We start from the raw sequence: 24,705 nt of genomic DNA on the forward strand, positions 1-24,705 counted from the left end.
TGGCGGCTCAGCCCACGGAGGCCAGCCCCTCCTCCGCGGCGACCCGCGGCATCCCGTTCCTCATGAGCAGTTCGAGGTCGGCGGCGGTGAGGGTGCGGGAGGCCGCCGTGGTGGCGAGCCGCTGCGCGAGCCGGTGCACGTCCCTGGCCGTCCGGCCGCGGGTGTGCGGCAGGAGGTCGCGCAGTGCGGCCGTCACCTCCTCCGGCACCTCGTGCCCGCGCCGGGTCAGGTGGCGCACGACCAGCGCCGCCAGCTGGTCCACGTCGTAGTCCTCGAAGTCCCACCGCTGGGCGAAGCACCCGCTCAGTTCAGAGGAGAACTCCAGCAGGCGGGCCAGCGCGACGTCCTCACCGCTGAGCAGGACGACGGGTCCCGCCGGGTTGCGCCGGGTCACCTCCACCAACGCTTCCAGCACCTCGATGCGGCGTTCCGCGGAGTCGGCGGCCCACTCGTCGTCCACGTCGAGCAGCAGGACGCCGCCGCGCGCGTCGTCGAAAGCAGTGGCCATGAGGCTCATCGCCTGTCCTGGCCAGCGCGGGCACAGGTCCGTGCCGAGCGACAACCGCGTCACGTGACCGGAGTCGACCAGCCGCAGCTCCGCCAGTGCCTGCGCGTAGTGCGCGGCCACCGCGCGCCGTCCCATGCCCTTGCTGCCCGACAGCACCACGTTCGCGTGCCGGCCGACGCCCTTGTTGCGCGCCTTGAGCCCGCACAGCTGCACCAGGGTGCGGCCGAGGGCTTCGCGAACACCGGTGAGCCCGGACATCGCGACGACGCGTTGCCAGCCGAGCGTCACCTCCACGGCGGCGACGGGGTTCGTGGCCGAGTCCGGCCCCGCGGTCCTGGGCGCCACCTCGCCCAGGGCGGTGACCTCCGCCGCGAGGTCGTCCCCGGTGAGCCTGTTCAGCTCGGTGTCCTTGTCCGGTGGCGCCAGCGCGAGCCGGGACGCCTGGTTGTTCACCATCGACTCGAACAGCTTGCGGGCCACGCGGCCGTTGCCGAACGTGTCGTTCTTCGGCACGCGCTCGAAGTAGTCGGTGAGCACGTCGACCGCGTCGTCGGTCAGCTCGTAGTAGTGCTTGCGGCACAGGTTCGTGGTGATCGTGACGAGCTCGTCGACGCTGTAGTTGGGGAACTCGATGGTGCGGGAGAAGCGGGACGCCAGACCGGGGTTGGAGGCGAGGAACTGCTCCATCAGCTCGGAGTAGCCCGCCACGATCACCACGATCTCGTCGCGGTGGTCCTCCATCATCTTCATGAGCGTGTCGATGGCCTCCTGACCGAAGTCGGGACCGCTGCCGCCCGACCCGCTGGACAGGGTGTAGGCCTCGTCGATGAACAGGACGCCGCCCATCGCCTTCGTGACGACCTCGGCCGTCTTGATGGCCGTCGCACCGATGTACTGGGCCACCAGGTCGGCCCTGGCGACCTCGATCATGTGCCCCTTGGCGAGGATGCCGAGCTCCGCGAGGACGGAGCCGTAGAGCCGTGCGACCGTCGTCTTGCCCGTGCCCGGAGGACCGGCGAAGACGAGGTGGCGGCTCATGGGCGGCATCGGCAGGCCCATCTGCTGGCGCCGCTGGGACATCTTGATGAGGTTGATCAGGCCGAGCACCTCGTGCTTCACGCCGTCCAGGCCGATCAGCGAGTCGAGCTCGGCCAGCGGGCCGTCCAGCTCGGCGCCCATCGCACCGCCGAGCGCGGACGACGCCGGCAACCCGGTGCCGGAGGAGTGCTCCGGCCCGGCCGGCGCGGGTGGCGGGGCCGTGGGCTGGGCGGGCCGCTGGGAGGCCTGCTCACCGGTGGCGATCCCCGTGACCGACAGCCGTTCGTGCTCGACCGCGCGGCGCACCGGGCTGCCACCGCTGCCGGTGACGGTGCAGTCCGCGACGGTCACCGCCTCCTCGGTGTCCAGCAGGACGCCGTCGCCGGCGCTGTCGGTGATCTCGCACCCGCGCACCTCTCCCCGCGCACCGCTGAGCAGGTGCACGCCGTGCCGCCGGGCCGACCTCACCCGGCACCGCACCGCCTGCAGGACGCTGCCCGCACCGGCGCTGAGGCCATCTCCCGCCGCAGCGACCACCTCACTGTCCTTCATGGACAGTGAGGCGTCGTTCGCGTGGACACCGCCGCCGCGGACCAGGGTGGAGGCGAACTCGCCCCGTGCTCCGCTCAGCACGGTGACCAGGTGCTCTGCGGACCCGGTGACGCGCACGTCCGTCACCTCGGCCTGCGCCGCCTCCGCCAGCGAGATGCCCGCCGCGTCACCGACGTCGATCACGGCATCGGCGAGCAGCAGCCGGGACTGCCCCTTCACCAGGACGGCGGGACCGCTCGCCGGGCTGGTGCGGAAGCCCTTGAGCTCCACCGCGGACCCGGAGTCGACCAGCACGGCCCCGCGGTCGCTGCCCTCGACGGTGAGCTTGCCGAACACGGCCTTGGACGCCGTGTCGACGACCACCCCGACCGGGCTGGCACCGACGCGGCAGTCGTCGAACCGGGGCGAGGCCCCGCCGGTGACGTAGACGGCGTTGCGGCCGGCCGAGGTGAAGTGGCAGCCCCGCAACCGGGGGGAGGCACCACCCGCGATGTGCGCGGACTGCACGCCCGCGCCGGTGAACACGGAGTCGGTGACCGTGACGTCGCCGGTGCTGCGCACGTAGAGGTCGAGGCTCGCGCTCTGGCTGATCTTGAGGCCCCGGACGTCCGCGTTCGCCTCCTGCTCCACGACGAGCGCGGGCTTGTCCGCCTCGACGATCTCGCAGTCCTCGACGACCAGCCGCGCGCGGCCGTTGGCGCAGATGCCGTTGCCGCCGGCCTTGCGCACGGCGACCCGGCGCAGCACGAGGTTGCCCTCCTCCGTCACCACGACGCCGGACGAGGCGTTGCCGACCACCTCGGTGTCCTCGACCGTGCTGAGGACGCTCGACGTGACGACGATGCCCGCGCCACCGGTGCTGGTGATGGCGCACCCGCGCAGGACCAGGCTCCCCCGTCCCTGCACGAGCACCGCCCACGAGGACGCCGAGACCCGGCAGTCGTTCAGCGCGACCTCGCCGGCCCGGATGTCGACGGCCGGCACACCGGAGTCGGTGCACGTGACCACCAGGCCGGAGAACTGGGCCGCCGCGGCGGCCACGACCGCGACGCTGCCCGCCTGGGCGACGAGCTCCACCGTGCCGGCTCCGTCCTCGGCGGTGATGGTGACCATCCGCTCGATGACGAGGTTCTCCTCGTAGCGGCCGGGCAGGACGCTGATGGTGGCGCCGTCGCGGGCGTCCCGCAGCGCGGCGCCGATCGTCGGGTAGGCGCCTGGCCGGTCGGCGGCGACCACCAGAAGTTGCCGGTTCATCAGCCCTCCTCGTGGGTCGTGGTCCTGGTGAGCCCCGGCCGCTGGACGAAGCGCGCCAGCGACGACTCGGGGACCCGTGCCTCCTGCGTGCCCGACCCCCAGGTCTGCACGCACCGCCGCAACGAGTTGAGCGCCAGCTCGTCGAGCGCCTCGCGGTTGCGGTCGACCTTGCCCGTCGGGTCGATCTCGCCGGCGGCGAGCTCGCGCAGCAGCAACCGGCCGCGCGCACCGTCCGCGGGAGGGGTCAGCTCCAGCACCTTGAAACTCGTGCCCGGGACGAAGAGCACGCGGTCGGTGACGGCGTCGGCGTCCGGTTCCAGCAGCTTCGTCCGCCGGGCCGTCATCGACCAGACGAGCACGTCGACGTCGTTCTGCTCGGACTGGCGCGCACAGGGCGCGCTCAGCGCGTTGATGAAGCCCCACTCCGTGAGCAGCTTGCGACCGCCGTAGAAGTCGAGCTCCTGCTCGGTCAGGGAGGTGGAGAACACCGCCGGCCCCCGGTGCGACGGCAGCCTGCTCAGCCCCGACACCACGCAGCGCGCGAACGGCACGTGCGGACCGACCCCGCCCGAGCGCAGGGACTGGTCGAGGCCGTCACCGCTGGGCGACAGGTACAGCCGGATCGCGACGGCGTCGGTCAGCACCGCGCCGGACGACCGCTCGATCGCGCCCTGGAACCCGGGGTGTTCGGACAGCACGCGGTTCACGGAGTTGGCCACGGCCGCGTACTCCTGGCTGAGCGTGCGGCGCAGCCAGCCCCGTTCCTCCTCCAGCCCGCGCTGCGGAACGAGCGCCGCCGCGGCTGCCGCAGGAGTCGGCTGCACCACGGTCACCACCGGGCGTGCCGCGGCCTGCGGCGGTGCCGGTTCTTCTGCCGGGGGCAGCTCTTCGGCCGGGGCCGCGGCAGGCTCGGTGACCGCGGGTTCGGCCGGACGCTCCGGTGGCGGAGCGGCAGCGGGTTCGGCGACGGTCAGGTCGGGTGCGGAGGGCGGCAGCAGCGGCGGCGTGCTCGCCGGAGGCGCGGAGACCGGTGCGAAGTCCGGCATCGGCGTGGGAACCGCCTCCGCCGGCGCCGGCTCGGAGACCAGCGGCGACCGCACCGGCAGCGGGTCCGCGACCAGCTGCCCGTTCTCCAGGCGGACCGTCGCCGTCTCGAACGACGGCTCCAGGGCGAACGGCGCGTCGGTCGGCGCCGTGGCGAACTCGCGCGGGACGTGCGGTGCGGGTTCGGGGGTCAGCAGCGGCGGAACGACGGGCTCGGCCACCGGCTGCGGCGCGACCTCGGTGACCGGGGCAGGCACCGGGGCGGCGGCGACCGGCTCGGCCGGCTGCTGTTCCACGACGCCCCACGCCTTCCCGCCGACCTGGTTGCGCTGCCGTGCGACCGCCAGCGCGGGCACCAGCTCGCTCACCCGGCGCGTCTGCGAGTCGAGCCGGCCCAGCAGGTCCTGGGCCGCGCGCCGCACCTCCGGCGCCACCGCGTCGACGCCCTCCTCGAACAGCACCAGGTGCCGCTCGCCGTCCGGTTCGGCCGTGCGGACCGCTGGGCCGTGCGCGGCCTCCTGCTCCAGGCGCACCCACAGCCCCGCCGGGACGACCTCCAGCAGCACGTCCTGGGTGTACCGGTAGACGGCCGGTTCGACCTCCTCGATGCCGAACAGCGGGTCCCGGTAGCTCAGCAGGGCCGGCAGCGGTGCGGGCTGTCCCTGCTGGGCGGGGAAGTAGGCCACCTCCAGCGCGAACGGCTGCCAGCCCGGCGTGCCGTCGGAACGCAGGGTCACGATGCGGGGATCGGTGCGGGACCCGACCGGCAGACCGTTGTAGCAGGTGATCTGCTCGCCCAGCGCGTCGGCGACGTGCTGGCCGTACGGGCCGCTGTCGGGCAGCGTCATCGGGCCGAACCTGACCACGCGCAGCTTGGCCCGCAGGTCCTGGGGCAACCAGCTCCAGAACCGGGTGATGTCGTAGAGCGTGATCGGAGCGGCGCCGGGGCAGCCCAGCACGATCGTGCAGACGTCGGGCTGGCACGGCATGGTCTCGATCAGCCGCTGCCGGTGCTGCATCAGCAGGCTCTCCGACCCGCGCGGACGCAGCCACACCCCGCCCGGCAACGGCTCGCTCACGGCGCTCGCGCTGGTCGGCATGACCTCGGCGAGCGCGGACACGTTCTCCCAGGTGGGCCTGGGGAAGCGCTTGCCGTCGCGCTTGGGGGGCTTGCCCGGCTGGAACCGCACCCACCCGGTGCCCCACCCCGCATCGACGAAGAGCGAGCCGCCGACGCCCGGCATCACCGCGCCGTCGGGTGCGATCACGGTGCGGCCGAGCCGCTCGGAGAACCACTGGCCCGCGAGCACCGTCGTCTCCCTGGTGCGGCCACCGATGACGAGCCGCACGCCACGTCGCTTGCGCGGCAACAGCTTCGCCGCCGACTCCCACGTCGTGAACGAGCTCGACGGGGGCAGGTCGACCACGACGAGCTCGTGGTCGGGGTCGGCGGCGAGGTTCAGCGCCATGTCGCGCACCTCGTCGCGCAGGACGTCGCACGGGTGCACCACGAGGGCGTTGCCGATCGTGTGACTGGTCATGTCCCGGTCACCACCGCGGTGATCCGGCCTCCTGGTCAGCAGGCTCACTCAGCCACGTCCTTTCCCACTCACGCCCACGGCGGCCCGGCTGAGGCCCGGACCGCTGGGAATCTGCGCCAGCACCCCGGCGGCGACCGGTACCGGTGCGACACCGCCGAACCCGAGCGCGCTGATGCTGTCGTCGTCGGCCAGCCGGTACTTCAGGCCGCGATCGGTGATGAGGTAGCGGTCGGGTTTGGCACCGGCACCCTTCGGTGCGGGCACCGACGCGGCGAGCACACCCGTGCCGGGCTTCGCGCGCACCCCGACCCGTTCGTTCATGCCGAACCCCGCGTCCGAGCGGTCGACCGTGACGGCCTGGCTCACGACCTCCGCGCCGTCGGGTTGCTGGCGCAGGCAGAACGCGCGCTCACCGGCGGGGACCGGCTTCGCGGCCAGCAGGTCGGGAACGCGCTTCACGAGCGAGTCGTCACCCGAGTGCGGCGCGCTCGCCAGCACCTCGGACCCGATCTCGACGGCGGCGCCACCGTCCTTGGCCTGCAGCAGCACGGCCTCGGTGCGCGACACCGGCGCCAGGCCGTCCTCGCGCAGCACGGAGAAGTTCTCGACGCCGTTGCCGGCCACGTGCCGGAACACCGTCCCGACCGGCCGCGCGACACCCCCGACGTCCACGTTCTTCCTGCCCTGCTGGGGAATGACCGCCGGTCCCACCTCGGGGCCGTCCGGCAGCGCGGAGAGCCACACGGGCGGCGCGACGGGCGGCTTGCCCCCGCCGAGTCCGAGCGCCAGGGGGACGATCGGTTCGGTGAGCCGCAGCTTCCGGTTGCCCCACACCACGTACTGCTGCCCTTCAGCGGACGCCACCCACAGGTACTCGGTCCCGGCGACGGGAGCCGAGGGCACGTCGGGGTCGACGGTCATGCTCATCAGGCCGGTGCCCTCCACCTCGACGCCCGCGCTGCGCGGCAGGCACAACAGCCAGTGCCCGGCCACCAGCGAGGAGGCCGGGGGCACCGGGTCGGGCGCGTCGGGGATGCCGACCGGCTGGCCGCGTTCCAGGTCGGCGAGCGACGCCCGGGAGATGGACTCGACCTTGGCGCCGGCGCCCTTGAGGAGCATCGCGGACGCGTGGTTGAGCACGGGCACGAGCTGTCCCCGCTCGTACACGAACCGCGCGCCGCTCTCCTTCTCCACGAGGATGGCGCTGGGCTTCTTCCACGCCATGTTGCCGCCGGGGTTGATCAGGCCGTACACCCAGAACGCAACGCCGATCAACAGCGCCAGCACCACCCCGAACACCAGGCCCATCAGGGCGCGCCGCGCGGGTGCCTCGCTGTAGTTGGTGTCCCCCAGCAGCAACGCCGAGCTCATCCGGCCGACGAGCGTCTGGTAGGCGTGGACGTGGTCCTTCTTGGTCTGCACCGCTCACCCCGCCAGTCCGCGGGCCCAGGCGAAGAGGCCCAGTGCGTGCAGGACGAACGGCACCAGCGCGAGGCAGAGCAGGTTCTCCACGACGTCGCTCAGGTGCGGCCAGATCGGCAGCACTCGGCGGTGAGACGGGCGCAGCGCCGCCAGCACGAGCAGCAGGGCGGCGGCGAACAGCATCAGCACGCCGAAGAGGCGCCCCAGGTCGCTCATCCCGGACAACATGTGCAGCGCGGGCAGCACCGCGCCCCAGGTGCCGGCCAGCGCGAGGGACGTGCGCTGGCCGACGTTCAGGAACTCGCGTGAGCGCAGCAGCACCAGTGCCGCGAAGAGCCCGCTCAGCGTGTAGTCGAGCCAGCCGGGGTCCGCCACCAGGTAGACGAACCCGACGGCGAGCACGGCGGACGCCCCCGTCGCGAGCACGCTCAGGTAGCGGTCGGCGGTCCCGGTCTGCTCGATCACCTGTGCCGCGGGCATGGGCTCGACGTCGATCTTCATCTCGTCGGCGTTGCGGGGCAGCTGCGGGCCGCGCAACCGGGCGACCCTCGTCGCGAGCTTCGGCGCGAACAGCAGCAGTGCGAAGAAGGCGCTCATCAACGAAGCCGCGATCTGCAGGCGGGTCAGCTCGAGCCCGAGGTGCAGCCACACCGCCAGCACCATCGCCACGCCCGCGACCGCCGCGCACCCGAACGGGACGATCGGCAGCTTCGGCGCGAGCAGCCGTTGCACCACCAGCAACACCACCGACGTGGCCATGAGCGCGACGCCGCAGATCAGCACGCCGTGCGGGTCCAGGGCGAGCGCACCGTCCACACCGGCGACACCGATCAGGCCGGCCAGTCCGGCGTACCCGCAGCCAGCCACCCCGACCAGCCCGGCGAGCACGCCGTCCTCGATCGTGCGCGCGACGAGCACGGAGGCCAGGCACAGCACCAGCGCCAGGACGCCGGCCGTGGTCGTCGCCGCGACCCCGCTCGCGTTCTCGAACAGCGAGAGGGCGATGGCGAGCAGGACGAACCCGCTCAGGCTGAGGAACAGCTTCCGGTTCACCGCCTCGTTCCAGCGGTTGCCCTGCCGGTTCACCGCCGTGGCCATGCCCTCGGCCACGTCGTCGAAGTCCAGCTCCGGCAACGGGTCCTCGGCGTGGGAGAGGTGGAACTGCTCTCCGTCGAGCCAGTCCAGCGTCTCCGGCGTGCCCTCCGGGTCGAACGGGGCACCGCCGAGCCGTTGCAGCACCCACGAGCCGTACAGCTCACCTTCGTGACCCCGGTCGTGGTCACGCACCACGTGCCGCACCAGCGTCGGCAGCAGCACCGCCACCGTCGTCGAGACCGGCACGGAGAGGTCGGCCTTGCCGCTGGGACCGTGCACGGTGATTCGACAGAGTTCGGAGGTCGTCGTCACATGCCCTCGTTCCGCGCGAACGCGCCGACACCGGCCGGCTCGTCCTGCGACTTGTCGACCGGCACGAGACCGGTCTGGATCAACTTGACGCCCCGTCGCGTCACCAGCTGGGCGCGGCCCTGCGGGAGGGTGCGCGGAGCGGCCTCGCCGAGGAACTTCCCCTCCTCCTTGGGGTAGGAGAAGAGCAGCGCGGGAGAACCGAGCTCCCACAGCCGGCGCATGACCGGGTCCATCATGCCGCGCAGGGCGTTCGCGCTGCTGCGCGCGACGATCAGGTGGAACCCGATGTGGACGCCCTGCGCCAGCAACGGCAGCAGCGTGTCGAGCGGGGTGCCCATGCCGGTGCCCGAGGTCATCAGCTCGTAGTCGTCGACGACCACGAACAGTTGCGGCCCCTCCCACCAGTCGCGCCGGCGCAGCTGCTCGGACGAGATGTCCGGGCCCGGTACCCGCTTGTGCAGCGACACGGCCGCCTTGGTCGCGAGGTCGGTCAGCGCGTCCGAGCTGACCACGTGGCCGATCTTGTACTCGTCCGGCATCATGTCGTCGAGGTCGCGGCGCGAGTCGGCGACGAGGATCTTGGCCTCACCCGGCCGGAAACCCTCGACGATCGACCGGATCACGAGCCGCAGCGCGTTGGTCTTGCCGGTCTCCGCGTCCCCCATCACGAACAGGTGCGGGATGGCGTTGAAGTCGTGCCACACCGGGTTCAGGCGCTGTTCGTCGAGGCCCAGGCACACCTTCAGGCCGCCGTTCTGCGGCTTCGGCAGGTCGACGACCGGCAGCCGGGTCGGCAGCAGCCGCACACCAGGCGCGCTGCGGCCCGGCCAGAAGGTGCGGACCTCCTCCACGAAGGACTTGGTGGCGCTCGCCAGGTCCTCGGTCGCCGAGGACCCGTCCAGCCGCGGCAGGGCGGCGAGGAAGTGGAACCCGGAGCTGGTCAGGCCGCGGCCCGGCTGGTTCGGCACGGTGGCGGCCTTGCGGCTCTGCACCTCCGACTCCATCGAGTCGCCGAGTCGCAGCTCGAACCGCGTGCCCAGCACGTCGCGCAACCACGGCCGGATCTCCGACCAGCGCGTCGAGGACACCACCAGGTGCACGCCGAAGGAGAGGCCGCGGGCGGCGATCTCGGTCAGCTTCGTCTCCAGGTCGCCGAAGTCCTGGCGCAGGGTGAACCAGCCGTCGATGATCAGGAACACCTCACCGTGGGCGTCCTCCACGCGACCGGCGTGCCGTGCGGCGCGGTAGTCGGCCATCGACTCGAAGCCGTGCTCGGCGAACGCCGCCTCGCGCAGCTCCATGACCTGCACGACCTCCTCGAGGGTGCGCACCACGCGGTCGCGTTCCATGCGGGTCGCGACCGAGCCGACGTGCGGCAGACCGCTGATCGACATGATGCCGCCGCCACCGAAGTCGAGCCCGTAGAACTGGACCTCCTCCGGGGTGTGGGTCAGCGCCAGGCCGAGGACCAGCGTGCGCAGCAACGCGGACTTGCCGCTCATGGGGGCGCCGACGACACCGACGTGGCCGTCGGCTCCGGACAGGTCGGCCACCAGCAGCTCGCGCAGCTGCTCGTAGGGCAGGTCGACCACGCCGACGGGCACCCGCAAGCGTCCTCGGGTGCCGGGGTCGTCCACGCACATGCCGAGCTCGGGGTGCGGCACCACGCTGGGCAGCAGGGCATCGAGGCTCGGCGACGCGGACAGCGGCGGCAGCCACACCTGGCGGGCGGCGGGTCCCGCACCGGCGAGCCTGCCGATCAGCACCTCCACCACGCTCGGGGCGTCCTCCGCGGGCGTCTCCGCCTTGTCCTGCCGGGTCTCCGGTTCCGCGGGCTCGCTCTGCCGAAGCTCGTGCACGCGCGGACTGGGCTGGGTGTAGAACGGCACGATCTCCCCCGCCGCGCGGTCCTCACCGCTGATCGCACCCTGCTCGGGCGCGGTCGTGAGGCAGGGGCCGGACACGTACGCGCCCTTGAAGCGCGTCAACGTGGTCGTGTCGAACTTGAGGTACCCGTTGCCCGGACCGGGGGGCAGCTCGTAGGCGTCGGCGACACCGATGACGCTGCGCGACTCCATGGAGGAGAAGGTGCGCAGCGCGATGCGGTACGACAGGTGGCCCTCGACGCGGTGGATGCGCCCCTCGTCGAGGCGTTGCGAGGCCAGCAGCAGGTGCACGCCGAGGCTGCGTCCCAACCGTCCGATCGAGACGAACAGGTCCATGAACTCCGGTTTGGCGCTCAGCAGCTCGGAGAACTCGTCGACGATCACGAGCAGCGTCGGCAGCGGCGGCAGCTGGCCACCGGTCATGCGGGCCTTCTCGTACTCGAACAGCGACGAGTACCCGCTCTCGCGCAGGATCTCCTGGCGCCGCGTCATCTCGCCGTTGATCGAGTCCTGCATGCGGTCGACCAGCGGGAGCTCGTCGGCGAGGTTCGTGATCACCGCCGAGGTGTGCGGCAGCTTCTCCATGTTGAGGAACGTCGCCCCACCCTTGAAGTCGACCAGGACGAAGTTCAGGGTCTCCGACGAGTGCGTGGCCGCGAGCCCGCACACCAGGGTGCGCAGCAGCTCGCTCTTGCCGGAACCGGTGGCGCCGATCAGCATGCCGTGCGGTCCCATGCCGCCCTGCGCCGACTCCTTGAGGTCGATCTCCACGACCTCGCCGTCCTCGGTGACGCCGATGGGCACCTGGAGGCGAGCTCGCTGCGGGGTCTTCTGCCGCCACAGCGCGTTGACGTCGAACGTGTGGAGGTCGCGGATGCCCAGCAGCGAGGGCAGTTCGAAGTCCGTCTCGAAAGGACGGTCCACGACGTCGACCGTGCCGCTGGTGCGCTTCGGCGCGATCAACCGGGCGAGCGCGTCCGCCTGCACCGCACCCAGCGAGTCGTGCCGGGCGGTGCCGGTCTCCTCACCGACCGGGTACGTGACCTCGCCGTCGCGGCAGGTGAGACGCAGCACCTTCGCACCACCGGGCAACGCGCCGGTGGCGTCGAGCAGCACCGTGTTGCGCAGGCCGGGACCGAGCAGCGGGGAGTGCTCGGGGATCGACGCCAGGTGCGCGACGACGACCACGAACGGTTCCACCACACCGGGCAGGACGGACTTGTCGTGGTCGCCGCGGTCCGTGACGTCCTTGCCGAGCAGGTCGATCAGCTCGTCGTGGTCGCAGGTGAGCATCCGCAGGGGGCCGGCGGCGTCGCGGGCGGTGGGGTGCGCGAGGTGCGGCAGCCACTTCACCCAGTCCCAGTCCGCCTGGTTCGAGGGCGCGGTCAGCACGGCGATCCGCAGCTCGTCCGGCGCGTGGAAGGTGACCAGCTGACCGACCATCGCGCGCACCAGCCCGACGACGGCGTCCGGTTCGCCGGCGAGCTCGACGCTCGTGAAACTGCGCAGCCCCACCGAGATCGGGATGCCGGTGACGGTCCGGTAGGTCTCGCTGAACCGCCGCAGCGAGATCGCGGACAGCGGTTCGAGGTCTTCGATCGGCTTGGTCGACGGCGGCAGGAACTCCATGGCCGCCTGCTGGGTGCCGAGCCCGATCCGCACGCGGCCGAAGTCGTCGTGGCTGCCGCGCCGTTCCCACAGCCGCGGCCCGGTGGCGATCGACCACAACCACGACGGATCGGGGTTGTCCCAGGCGACGGCCGCGCGCTGCTCGTTGCTCGTCTCCCTGGCGCGACGCCGCAACTGCCCGATGTAACGCAGGTAGTCGCGGCGTTCCGCGTCGAGCTTGCGCTTGCGCTCCCCCGCGTTGCGCAGGAGCTGGTTGATCGCCATCGCGACCATGCCGATGGACATCGCGCCGGCCATGATGAAGATGAACGGCGATCCTCCTCCCGAGCCCATCGAGGAGAAGATCAGGATCATGGCGATCGGCCCGAGCGCCATGGGCAGGAACATCAGCACCGAGCTGAAGTCGCGCACGGCGGGTTCGGGCATCACCGGGGGTTCCTGGAGCTCCTCCTGGCCCTCCGGCATCGCCGGACCCTCGGCGCGAGGCCCCCGCTTCGCCGTGACGGTGCTCATTCGATCACTCCCGGTGCCGCCTTGGTCCTGCCGCCGTCCGCCCACACCCCGGTGTCCTGCCTGAGCAGGTCCGCCGACGTGCGCTCGTCCTCCTCGTCCTGCTCCTCGTCCGCCTGCTCGGGTTCCTCGTGCTCGGGCGCGTCGAGGCCCGCGCACCCCAGCTCCGACACGTGCGGGTCGAACCGGGGCAGGTAGGCCGACATCTCGATCGGCCGCGCGGCCGTCTCGGCCTGCAGGCGCACCGCACCCTCACGACCCGCGCTGTGCCCCCACGCCGTCGAGTCCCGCTGGGTGTAGTCGGGTTTCTCCGGTGCGCCCTCGGGGTCGTCGCGCAGTGCGGCGGCGGTGGGCAGCCAGGGCAGCCCACCGGACGCTCCGGCGTCCCACGCGCTGAAGTCCTCGTCCCCGCCGACGCAGACGAGTGCCACGCGGTCGTCGTCGAACGTCGTGGCCAGTGGCGCCGCCGGATGCGCTGCGGACGGGATGTCGGCGATCGGCAACGGCACGCCGATGAGAGCGTCCTCGCGCCGCTTCTCCCCCGGCCCTGCCGGGCTCGCCGGGGTCGCCGGAGCGGTCTGGGTCGCTGGGGTCGCCGGGACAGCAGGGGACACCAGGGGTGCCGAGGGCGCCGAGGCCGCCGGAGCCTGCGGGACCGCCGCAGCCGGAGGAGCCGCTGGGGTGACGGGGGCCGGCAAGGCGACCGGTGCCACCGGAACCTGGGGCGAAAGGGCCTGGGGCGCAGGGGCCTGAGCCGCCGGAACCTCCGGCGCCACCTCGGGCACCGGGACCTGCGGCCCCGACCCGTCCTGCGTCCACGGCTCGGGCCGCGCACGCGGAGTCTCCGCACCACCCGGATCACCGGTGGGCACTGCGGATGCGTGTTCCCAGGGCGCCGGCTCCCCGTCCACCAGACCGGACGCGTCGGAGCGTTCGGCCGCACCGGTACCACTTGCCGCACCGCCCTGACCGGGCGCCATCGGCATGGGAGGCAGCATCGGCGAGCCGGCGTTCGGTGACGCCTCGCTCCACTGCTCCGGCGCGCTCTTCTCCTGACCGGGCGTGTCGGGATCGCCGACGCCGGGCAGCTCGACGCCCTCCCACGGTTCGACCTCCCCGCCGATCAGACCGGCGGCGTCGGGGCGCTCCGCGGCACCCGAACCACCACCGGTACCCGCGCCGGGCGCACCCGGCGGCATCATCGGCATCCCGCCCGGTATACCGGCACCGGGCATCCCGCCGCTGACCATCCCACCGCCAGGCAGTTCGGACGCGTTCCGCTGGGACGACGCCCAGTCCTCCGGCGTACCACCGACCTGGCCGATGGCCTGCGGCTCACCGACCCCGGGAGCGTCAACGCCCTCCCACGGTTCGACCTCCCCGCCGATCAGACCGGCGGCGTCGGGGCGTTCCGCAGCACCCGAACCACCACCGGTACCCGCGCCGGGCGCACCGGGCGGCATCATCGGCATCCCGCCGCCGCCGGGCATGCCCGCACCGGGCAGCGAAGGGGTGTTGTGCTGGGACGACGCCCAGTCCTCCGGCGTACCACCGACCTGGCCGATGGCCTGCGGCTCACCGACCCCGGGAGCGTCGACGCCCTCCCACGGCTTGACCTCCCCGCCGATCAGACCGGCGGCGTCGGGGCGTTCCGCAGCACCCGAACCACCACCGGTACCCGCGCCGGGCGCACCGGGCGGCATCATCGGCATCCCGCCGCCGCCGGGCATGCCCGCACCGGGCAGCGAAGGGGTGTTGTGCTGGGACGACGCCCAGTCCTCCGGTTTCAACGGCAGCTGGGGCACGTTGCCGTGCGGGTCGCCCAGGCCGGGGGCCTTCGAGCCTTCCCACGGCTTGACCTCGCCACCGATCAGGCCCGAGGCGTCCGGGCGCTCCGCAGCACCCGAACCACCACCGGTACCCGCACCGGGCGCACCCGGCGGCATCATCGGCATCCCGCCGCCGCCGAGGCCGTTGCGGTCGTCGTTCGACGCTCCCGAGCCCTTGCCCGCGCTCCAGTCGTTGGGGTTGGGCACCTCGCCCGGCTTGAACTCACCGGGCTTGAAGTCACCCGGCTTGAACTCGCCCGGCTTGAACTCGCCCGGCTTGAACTCGCCCGGCTTGAAGTCGGCCGGGGGCGCACCCTGGCCACCAGGCGGCACCTTGGCACCGGGGAACTCGCCGGGTTTGAAGTCACCGGGCTTCAGCTCACCCGGCTTGAGCTCGCCGGGCTTGAGCTCGCCGGGCTTGAACTCGCCAGGAGGCGCGACCTTCCCGCCGGGCGGCGTCTTCCCACCGGGGAACTCGCTCGGCTTGAAGTCACCCGGTTTGAACTCGCCCGGCTTGAACTCACCGGGCTTGGGCACGTTCGGAACAGGCGTGTTCCCACCGCCACGGCCGGACGCCGGCGGCTTGGAGCCCACGAACGAACCGGGAGGCGGAACCGCCCCGTTCCCACCGGGCAGGCCACCGCCGCCGGGACCGTTGCCGGGGGTGAACTCGCCCGGCGTGAAGTCCCCCGGCTTGAGACCGGGCGGCTGCGGCACGTTCCCACCGCCCGGCTTCCCACCGGGGATCTGGGAAGCGACGAAGTCACCCGGTTTGAACGAGTTCGGCGAAGGCGTGCCTCCGGCACCGGGGAGGCCGCCCGAGCCGGGGCCCGTACCCGGAACGAACGCGTTGGGCTCGGGGATCTTCCCGCTCGCGCTCCCTGAACCGGGACCGCCGAGGCTGCCCGGGTCGAACTTGCCGGGGGGCGGCGTGGCGGAGAAGTTCCCGGGGCCACCGGAGAGACCGCCCGAGTTGGGACCGGGGATCTCCGGCGTCCTCACCTCGGGGATCTCCGGGGACTTGACCTCGGGGATCTTGGGAGCCTTGACCTCGGGGATCTCCGGCGTCTTGACCTCGGGGACCTTGCCCTTGGGCGGCGGCGGGATCTCGGACTTCGGTGGCGGCGGGACCTCGATCTTGGCCGGCGGCGGGATCTTGACCTTCGGCGGTGGGGGAATCTTGATCTCGGGCGGTGGCGGGACCTTGATCTTCGGAGGCTTCGAGTCGGGCCCGCCGCCCAACGGGTCCGGCTTCGGGATGGTGGTCAGCGTGGTGTCGTAGGCCTGCTTCTCGTACTCCGCCGCGAGGGTCTTCAGCACCTGCCGCATGTCGCGGTCGAGCAGCTTGACGATCTCGGGGAACTTGCTGATGTGGACGAGGTTTCCCTTGTCGCTCTCGATGATGACGTCCTCGCCCTTGATCGCGGCGATGCGCTGCGCCTCACGGGCGTAGAACTGGTCGATGTCGTGGACCGTCTTGATCGCCCACGCGAGGTAGTTGCCCGCCGCCCACAGCTGCTCGGGCACCGGGGAGAGCCGGGACCTGCCGCCGTCGATCTGCGTGGCGTGGGCGGTGAACGACTTGGAGAACTCGTCCATCAACCCCATGAAGGCCTTCGACGCCTCGCCCTGCCACGGGCCGCCCTCGCCGCCCAGTGCCTTGGCCTGCTCGGCGATGCTCCTGCCCGTGGAGGCGAGGATCTCCTTGACCATGCGGAAGCTCAGCGCGGCGTCCCACAGCGTCTGAGGGTCCGAGGCACCGCTCGTCCCCAGCTCGGCGCGCTCCTCGGCGCCGATCGCGGCCGACCCGGTGATCCGGGCCATGATCTCCTTCCAGCCCCACGAGTCGTAGTCCGATGTGGACGAACCAGACCCGTCACCGGTCGCCACCACGGCACCGTTGTCCTTGACTTCCACTTCCTTGCCGCCGGCCTTGGGCGGGTCTTCAGCCATGGTGGTGCCTTCGCGTTGCGCGGGTGGGCTGCCCGCGGGAACCGACAGGGTGAACGCCGACGCCCTAGGCGGTGGGGGTGGCTCCGCTGATCGCCTTGCTGATCTCGGCCTTGGCGCCGGCGATGTGCTCGTTGAGGTCCTTGCCGGTGGCGGCGTTGAGCTCCTCGGCGGTGTCGTAGGCGCGCGCGAGCTTCTCCAGCTCGTCGGCCACCGCCGTGATCGCGTCGATGCTCCTGCGCAGGAAGTCACGGGTCGTGGGCTGGATCGCCGTGCCCTCACCGCCGCTGACGACCTTCACCTGCAGCTGGTGCGCGTCGTAGAAGATGCCGGGGGCGACCTTGACCTTCTCGATCTGCTCCAGCGCGGTCTTGAGGGTCGGGATGAGCGAACGGACGTTGGTGGCAAACGTCTTCAGCGCCTCGGTGCTCACGCGGATGCCACGGCCGGAGTGGTCTCGGTTGCGCGGCACCTTGGGCGGCGGGTACTTGTTCGCGAAGTGCTCCCCCTCGGGACCGCCCCAGTCGCCGAGACCGTCCCTGGGCCCCTTGGCGTCGTACTCCTCGGGATTGTTCTTGGCCTCCTCGTACGACTCCTTCTTCTCGATGCGCTCCTTGATCGTCGCTTTCTCGTCCTCGGTCAGCTGTCGCGTGGTGCCTGGCATGCTCACAGCCCTTTCTCTTCGGTCGGTGTCACAGCGGATCGGGGGCGTCGCCGGGGTGTGGGGCGACGCCCCCGAAGACCTACTTCACGCTGTAGCCGCCCCAGGCGTTCATGCCGGTGTGCTCGATCTTCAGGTAGCCACCGGTGATGTTGTTCAGGGCGACCTCGGCCGAGTTGAGGCTGTGGGGCATGCGCGCGGCGGCAGCGTCCCACTGGGACTTCGCCACCATGTACTGGTCCTTGGCGCCGTCCTGCCAGTCCCCCAGGCTCTGGAGGATCTGCTGGTGCATGTTCTCCAGCTCGGTCTGCAGGCGCTTGGTGACCGCGGCCATCTGGTCGCGGACCGAGTCCGCCATGCCGCGGTCAAAGGTGTAAGTGGGCAAAGCACTGTCCTTTCAGTGGCTGAGCGGGGTGGGGTGCGGCGGTGATCAGAGGCCGGCCAGGCCCGGACCGACGGGGATGTTCGACGCGGTCTCGGTGTTGGAGCTCTCACCGGCGGTGATGACCTGCCGGTTGCCGTTCATGACCTCGATCATCTCGCCGAGCTTGTTCACGATGAACGTGCAGTCGTCCATCCAGGCCCGCATCGAGGTGTCGAAGGCCGTGGAGGCGTCACCGCTCCACGTCGACTTCAGGGCACCGAGCGCGTCGCCGACGGTCTGGACACCGCTCTTGGCCACGTTCTGCGTGTTGCCGAGGTGGCCCGCCGCCGCCTGCATTCCCGGGGTAGTAGTTGACACTCCGGCCATTGGCTGTCTCCCTATGTGAACGAGCTAGTGGTCGCTGACAAACGAAGCTTGCTCAAGCAGCGCCCCGCCGCAGAAGAGCTTGCTCCCCCTCGCCGAACCGATCAGCAGTCAGCGGCAGTTCTTTCCCTTCCACACACCTCGGGTGGCGCGTTCACCCTCGCTTCTCCACGCATGCACCAAAAGAGACGAACCGCAGGTGACGGGCTCGTCTCGATCCGAACAAGAAGCGTTTGCGGTCAACCGATCGAGACGCGGGAGCGGACGACTTCACCATTCCCAGACGAAACGCGAGTTCCGCGAAAGTGTGAGAACAGCGAAAGGACCACACACGACGAAGAGCGCGCGGTGCGATAGAACGGCATTGCCCGAAAAGACACGCGTGTTTGACAGCGAGGGCAAGACCTAGGAGTTCACCGCGGCGGAATCGTGGGACGCGAGCAGCGCGTCCACCCGGCGCGTGACGTGCTCGTGCGCCATCAGCTCGGCCTCGCCCGAGCCGGTCTCCGCCACGAGGTAGTGCTCGTCGTCCGTGCCGCACCAGGTGAGGGCGGGGACGACCGAGGACCGGCCGCGGACGGAGAACCCGATCCGGCCGGTCGCGGGAGGACCGGCGGCACCGGAGCGGGCCGCGGACCACCGTCCCTCCTCCAGCAGGTCGGTGATCGCGACGGCGAGCTCGTCCGGCCTGATCGTGGAGAGCCACAGCTCACCACCGGCGAGCACGGCGAGTACAGCGTCGTCCGCACCGCGGGCCGCGAGCGCCTGCAGCGGGTATCCGACGAAGGCGACCAGGTCGACCGCCTCGCGGTAGTCCCCGAGCAGGTGCAGCATGCGGGTGAGCCGGGCGTCGGCGCGGTGACCGCGGTCGGCCATGCCCCGGTTGACGAGCTCCCGGTAGACCTCCTCGGCCAGCACGGCCGCGCACTGGGGCCGCCCCGAGCTCTTCGGCACCATCAGGGGGTACGGCATCGGGCCTGGGCAGACGTCCGCCCACAGCACCTCGAAGTCGTACGTCGACAGCGGGAACTGCGGCATGCGCATGACACCAGTGAACACCGATCCGGGCAGGGGTGGAGCGGGCCGGCCGTGTTTGAGCCCGTTCGACCGCCCGGTCCTTCCCACCCGGTCAGAAGACGGGCGGTGCGGTCACGAGATCCGGGCGAGCTCGATCTCCACGCTGGCGCAGCGGGTCGGCATCGCCATCTCGTCGAAGACGGTCCACGCGTACTCGAGCAGCTCGCGCGCCTCGTCGAGCGCACCCGCGTCGATGCAGCACCGGCCCTCCCACAGCGCCGCATCGGCCGCGAGCCCCGTGGCCCCCACCTGCTGCTGCATGACGCGGGACCGCGCGAACAGCGGCACGGCCTGGTCGCACCGGCCCATCGCGTGCAGGCAGCGGGCCATCCCCTCGACGAGAATGGCCGTCAGTCGGTTGCGGGACTTCGTCGCCTCACCCGCCCGGCCGCGGCGCACCGCTTCCTCGTGCAGCGCCTCCATGAGAGCAAGCGCCTGCTCGTGCTGTCCGTCGAGCAACAGCAGCGCACCGAACCGGTAACGGACCGGCAGCTGCACGGCCCAGAAGTCGTAGGAGGCGGCGAGTTCCACGGACTCCCGTGCGTGCTCCATCGCCGTGGCGCGGTCGACCTGGGAGTACTCGAAGTAGGAGGCGTAGGCCAGCGCCCACATCCGTTCCAGCCGGTCGCCGGCCACCTCGGCGCGGCCCAGGGCGAGCAGGTGCTGTTCCAGCGCGGCCTTGGTGTCGGCCACCATGGAATGCGCCCACCCCAGGAAGTTGAGCTGTTGCGCCTCGGCGGTCACGTCGCCCAGCGCCCGTGCCGCCTCGACACCGGCGCCGAAGACCTCGACCCACTCGACCACCTGCCAGCGGTCGTCGGAGTACCAGTGCATCGCCTGCGCGAGTGTCAGCACCTCGCGGTGCAGACCGGTCCGCACGGCCTCCCGGAACGCGGCCAGCCAGCTGGACCGCTCCTGCTCCAGCCACGACCGCGCCTCGTCCAGCGTGTCGAAGACCTCGTTCGCGGGTTCCTCCGGCGAGAACCTCGTCCCCGCCGCGGTCGCCATGTCAAGCAGGTGCTCCACCACCGCTTCGGTCGTCAGCGCGCGGTCGGCCTCGTCGTGCTCGGCTTCCCAGCGCTCACGCGCGAACAGCCGCAGGAGGTCGTGGAAGCGGAAGCGGCCCTCCGCCGGACCGGCCAGCACCATGCTCGCGTCCACCAGTTCGTCGAGCTGGCCGAAGGCCTCCGACTCCGTCAGGCTTCCGACGACCTGGGTCAGCTCGACGCCGAAGTCCGCGCCCGGCACCGCCGCCAGCCGCCGGAACAACGTCCGGCCCTCCGGTGACAACCCCCGGTAGGACACCTCGAACGCCGATCGCACCTGCAGGTCCCCCGCGGACAACGACGACAGCCTCGTCCGCTCGTCGCGCAACTGGCCCACGAGGTACCTCAACGTCCAGTGCGGCCTGGTCGCCAGCCGGTTCGCCGCGATCCGCAACGCCAGCGGCAGGTTCCCGCACAGCTCGATCAGCTCACCCGCCACACCGGGCTCGGCCCGCACCCTGTCCGCCCCGACGACGGCCTCCAGCAACGCCTCCGCGTCCCCGTCGTCGAACGGTTCCAGGTGCAACCACCGCACACCCTCGAGCCCCGCCAGCGTCCGGCGGCACGTCACGAGCGTCCGGCAACCCGGAGCCGCCGCGAGGAACGGCCGGACCTGCGCCTCCGAAGCAGCGTTGTCCAGCAGCACCAGCACCTTCCGCTTCTCCAGCAGTGCCCGGTACCGGCTCGACTGCTCGTCCAGCACCGCGGGGACGTCCCCCGGTCCCACGCCCAGCGCCTGGAGCAACCGGTCGAACACGACCTCTGCGGGCAACGGCAGCTCGTCCATCCCGCGCAGGTCGACGGCCAGGCACCCGTCGGGGAAGTCCTCGCGCCTGAGGTGCGCCGCGTACGTCGCCAGGACGGTCTTGCCCACGCCGGGCTGCCCCACGATCGCCACCGTCGGGTTCGCCTGCAACAGCCGTTGCAGCTCCGCGAGGTCCGCTACCCGCCCGACCGGGTGGGAGGGCAGCGGCGGCATCTCGGCCGAGCCGGAGGCGGACACCGGAGACCGCCGCCTGCGCCCCTGCTCCGCGACCCGGAGGAACTCCTCCCGCTGCACGGCGTCCAGCTCGAACGCGTCCGCCAGCACCTCGGCAGAACGCCGTTGTGCCGCACGAGCCCGGCCCTGCTCCAGCTCCCGCAACGCCCGCACGCTGATACCCGACCGCTCCGCCAATCCCGACTGGCTCAACCCAGCCGCACGCCGGTACCCCAGCAACAGCTCACCGAAAGTCGTCTGGCCATCCGAGTCGCGCACGGGCCAAACGTAACCGGCCGCTCCGAGCCGATCGAGACGGCGACACCCGTTCAGACCAATTCATTTCCATCACATCCTGACACGGGCCGCGCCACCAGCCCGACCAGTGCGGCGTCCACCCAGTCGCGGTCGGCCCGGTAGACCGGACCATCCAGCAGCTCACGGGCGAGGAGCAGGCAGTGCCGCGCGCGGTCCGGTTCGCCCGCCGCGCGCCAGGCGAGCCCTTCCCTGACCGCCTGGTCCGCCTCGTGGTGGGGTGCGTCGTTCTCGGCGGACAGCCGGCGCGCCTCGTGGTGGCTTTCGGCCGCCTCCCGCCACCGGCCGAGACCGGCGAGGCAGAGGCCGATGTTCTCCGCCACCAGCATCAGCACCCAGCGCACCACCTCCTGGCCGGCCTCGTGCCGGTGCTCGCGCGCCTCGGCGAACAGGGACTGGTGCACCGCCAGCGCGTCCTCGTGGTGGCCGGCCTCCTGGAGAGCGACACCGAGGGTGCTGCGCATCCAGTACCGCATCTCGAAGAAGCCGTACCCCGCCGACAGCTCGTGGGCCGTGCGCAGGTGCGCCAGGCCCTCTTCTGCCTTGCCGAGCCGGGTCAGCTCGACGCCGAGGTAGCAGTGCGCGAACGCCTTCCCGCGGTGGTCGCCGATCTCCTCCGCGAGCGCCAGCGCACGCGAACTGGTGCGGAGGGCAAGCTCGTTGTCGTTGCGGCACATGTACTGCGCCCAGCCGAGCTGGTTGAGCATGTCCACCTCGGCCACCTGGTCGCCGAGCCGCCGCGCGGCCTCCAGACCGAGCCGGTAGACCTCGTCCCAGCGGTAGTCGAACTCCCGGCTGTCCGCGAACCAGTGCATGGCCCGCGCCAGGCCCAGCACCTCGGCGTGCCAGCCCAGCGCCGCCGCCTCGCGCTGCGCGGCCGACCAGTTCGTGCCCTCCCGCACCAGCCAGTCCCCCGCGCGTTCCTGCGAGGAGAACGGCGAGCCGTCCGCGCCGTCCGGGCCGTGGAACGTGGACGCCCCCGCGGCTGTGGCCGTGTCCAGCAGGTACCGGAGGGTGCGGTCGCGCAGCTGTTCCCGCACGTCCTCGGGTTCCTCCTCGGCCAGCCGCTCGGCGGCGAAGAGGCGCAGCAGGGTGTGGAACCGCAGGCGTCCCGGTGACCGCGCGGTGTCCAGCAGGGACGCCTCGACCAGTTCGTCGAGCAGTGCGCCGACCGCCGGCCGCGGCGCACCCGTGGCCACCGCGGCGAGCGCCTCGTCGAAGTGCTCACCGGGGATCACCGCGAGGCGCCGGAGCACCCTGCGGGCGAACGGGGACAGCCGCCGGAACGACACCTCGAACGCGGACCGCAGCTGCAGGTCACCCGCCGACAGGGAGCTGAGCCGCATCCGCTCGTCGCGCAACTGCGACACGAGGTACGACAGCGACCAGTGCGGCCGCGTCGCCAGCCGGTTGCCCGCGATGCGGATCGCCAGCGGCAGGTTCCCGCACAGCCCCACCAGCTCGGCGGCCGCACCCGGTTCCGCGCTCACGACGTCGTGGCCCGTGATGGAGGCGAGCAGGGCCACCCCGCTCTCCGTCGTCAGCGGCGAGACCGAGACCCAGCTCGCGGTCGTCAGACCGGCCAGGACCCGGCGGCACGTCACCAGCGTCACGCCGCGGTGACCCGTGCCGAGCAACGGCCGCACGTGCTCCTCGTCGACCGCGTTGTCCAGCAGCACGAGCACCCGCCGGTCGCGCAGCAGCGCCCGGAACAGCTCGACGCGGTCCGCCTCGGCATCGGGAACACCCCTGGCGGGTATGCCGAGCGCCCGCAGCATCAACTCCAGCGCCTCGTTCGCCGCCCTCGGCCGGTCACCGGAACCGCCCAGGTCGACCGCGAGACAGCCGTCGGGGAAGTGGGCGGCCAGCCGATGGGCCGCCGCGACGGCGAGCGAGGTCTTGCCGACACCGGGCGGTCCGGTGACCACGACGACGCCGGCGGGTTCCGTGGTGCCGAGCCCGATCAGCTCGCACAGCTCCCGTTCCCTGCCGACGAGCTCGGGGATCGCGGGCAACGAGTGGAGCATGGTGGGGTCCACGGGTTTGGCCGTGCGGCGACGGCCCTCCCTGGCGAGCGTCAGGAAGACCTCCCGGTCCTCGCCGGACAGTTCGAGGGCGTCCGCCAGCACCGCGGCCGAACGCTCCTGGGCGGAGCTGGCCCTGCCCCGTTCCAAGTCGCGCAGGGCGCGCACGCTCATCCCCGACGAACGGGCGAGATCGACCTGGGACAAACCGGACGCGCGCCGGAGTCTGAGCAGCACCTGACCGAAGGTGGGAATCGCATCATCCGGGACGCTCACGGTCAGCATTAGACATAGAACAGCGACTTGACAATTCCTTGATGTTCGCCCGGATGACGACTGCCGCGGAGATCAGCACCGACGCGGATCGTGCTTTTCACCAGCCAAAACAGCATCAAGGTCAGTTCCTTGAGTGCGCCGGAGCACCTCAGGGGGTGAATTCACTCTGCACTTCCACACCATGATCAATGTACGTTTATACACACCCTCCGGCACCACGTTGCTCCCTTTCAGTGAATTTTTCGGAAGGCTCTGCGGAATCCCTTCCGCTGTTCTCCGGTCACCGCCCGGGCGGCTGAACCGGTGCAGCCGGGTCCTGCGGTACGGGGAGCCCGAACCGCTCCGCGACCTCGTCGGGCACCTCCACCGCGTACGTGTCCGCCCTCTGCTTCCCGTCCGGCCAGTACCAGCGCCAGCCGTCGGCGGTGAACCGGGTCACCGCGACCCTCCAGCGTCCCTGCCCCACCGGTCGCCGGCGGATTTCCTTCCACCGCAACAGAACCAGGCGCCCCTGTCCCGCCCTCATCGGCGACAGGCCCGTTCGCCGGCGCTCCTCCGGGATCGCCGATCGCCCCCAGCACGGGCACCTCCACCGCGTCCCCGTTGACCAGCCGGTCGATCGCGTCCCCGGTGTCGTGTGCCTTCTTCTCGGCCGCACCGCTGAAAGCACCACCCACCGCACCGGCCCACAGGTCGTTCAGGCTGCCGCCGAGGACCCCCGCGGTGCCGGCCCCCACCACGACGTCGGCGACCGCCCCCGTCGCACCGTGGAACGCCGCCGTGTCCTCGACGCGCGGTCTCAACCGGCTCGCGCCCAGGTGCATGCCGCCGACGAGGCCCTCCGCCGCACCACCGGCCACGAAGCTGATCAACGAGCTGGTGTCGTCCCAGTGGTGGCGGTTGCCTTCGGCGACCTGGGAGAGCTGCGCGATCGCGTCCTGCGCGACCTCCTCGACGCCGCCCTCGAGGGCCTCGCCGATCAACCTGATGGTCCAGTGCAGCCGCATCG

The 24,705-nt window shown here is 71.7% G+C and carries 13 protein-coding genes; all 13 read right to left on the minus strand.

The annotated features are described in order from the left end of the window. Positions 1–7 precede the first annotated feature (7 nt). Entirely contained in the window at positions 8–3,352 is a 3,345-nt protein-coding gene (locus ND450_RS15795) for a right-handed parallel beta-helix repeat-containing protein (RefSeq protein WP_253326873.1), read from the minus strand. After that, positions 3,352–5,937: a hypothetical protein gene (locus ND450_RS15800; protein WP_253326874.1), complete on the minus strand. Its 2,586-nt coding sequence runs from the start codon at positions 5,935–5,937 to the stop codon at positions 3,352–3,354. The genes ND450_RS15795 and ND450_RS15800 overlap by 1 nt, the downstream gene beginning before the upstream one ends. A gap of 48 nt (positions 5,938–5,985) precedes the next feature. Then, on the minus strand, positions 5,986–7,359 hold the full coding sequence (eccB, locus tag ND450_RS15805) for a type VII secretion protein EccB (RefSeq protein ID WP_253326875.1): 1,374 nt from the start codon (positions 7,357–7,359) through the stop codon (positions 5,986–5,988). 3 nt (positions 7,360–7,362) lie between these two features. Then, positions 7,363–8,766, minus strand: coding sequence for a type VII secretion integral membrane protein EccD (gene eccD, locus ND450_RS15810; protein ID WP_253326876.1), 1,404 nt, complete (start codon positions 8,764–8,766; stop codon positions 7,363–7,365). Next, the gene (eccCa, locus tag ND450_RS15815; RefSeq protein WP_253326877.1) at positions 8,763–12,794 is read right to left on the minus strand and encodes a type VII secretion protein EccCa; all 4,032 of its coding nucleotides are present in this window, start codon (positions 12,792–12,794) and stop codon (positions 8,763–8,765) included. Before eccCa ends, eccD begins: the two co-directional genes overlap by 4 nt. Continuing rightward, positions 12,791–16,573, minus strand: coding sequence for a WXG100 family type VII secretion target (locus ND450_RS15820; protein ID WP_253326878.1), 3,783 nt, complete (start codon positions 16,571–16,573; stop codon positions 12,791–12,793). The genes eccCa and ND450_RS15820 overlap by 4 nt, the downstream gene beginning before the upstream one ends. A gap of 64 nt (positions 16,574–16,637) precedes the next feature. After that, a complete protein-coding gene (locus ND450_RS15825) occupies positions 16,638–17,234 on the minus strand; it encodes a hypothetical protein (RefSeq protein WP_253326879.1) in 597 nt (198 codons plus the stop codon). Between the two features lie 79 nt (positions 17,235–17,313). Continuing rightward, positions 17,314–17,616, minus strand: a complete 303-nt coding sequence (locus tag ND450_RS15830; protein ID WP_253326880.1) for a WXG100 family type VII secretion target — start codon at positions 17,614–17,616, stop codon at positions 17,314–17,316. Positions 17,617–17,661: 45 nt separating this feature from the next. Further along, entirely contained in the window at positions 17,662–17,982 is a 321-nt protein-coding gene (locus ND450_RS15835) for a WXG100 family type VII secretion target (protein WP_089919639.1), read from the minus strand. Between the two features lie 402 nt (positions 17,983–18,384). Beyond that, entirely contained in the window at positions 18,385–19,023 is a 639-nt protein-coding gene (locus ND450_RS15840; RefSeq protein ID WP_253326881.1) for an ESX secretion-associated protein EspG, read from the minus strand. Positions 19,024–19,128: 105 nt separating this feature from the next. Next, positions 19,129–21,360, minus strand: a complete 2,232-nt coding sequence (locus tag ND450_RS15845; protein ID WP_253326882.1) for an NB-ARC domain-containing protein — start codon at positions 21,358–21,360, stop codon at positions 19,129–19,131. 50 nt (positions 21,361–21,410) lie between these two features. Continuing rightward, positions 21,411–23,657, minus strand: coding sequence for an NB-ARC domain-containing protein (locus ND450_RS15850; protein WP_253326883.1), 2,247 nt, complete (start codon positions 23,655–23,657; stop codon positions 21,411–21,413). Positions 23,658–23,926: 269 nt separating this feature from the next. Further along, positions 23,927–24,703 carry a hypothetical protein gene (locus ND450_RS15855; RefSeq protein ID WP_253326884.1) on the minus strand — a complete coding sequence of 259 codons (777 nt, stop codon included), beginning with the start codon at positions 24,701–24,703 and terminating at the stop codon, positions 23,927–23,929. Between the last annotated feature and the right edge of the window lie 2 nt (positions 24,704–24,705).

The organism is Lentzea sp. HUAS12, assembly GCF_024125735.1.
GTDB classification, from domain to species: domain Bacteria; phylum Actinomycetota; class Actinomycetes; order Mycobacteriales; family Pseudonocardiaceae; genus Lentzea; species Lentzea albida.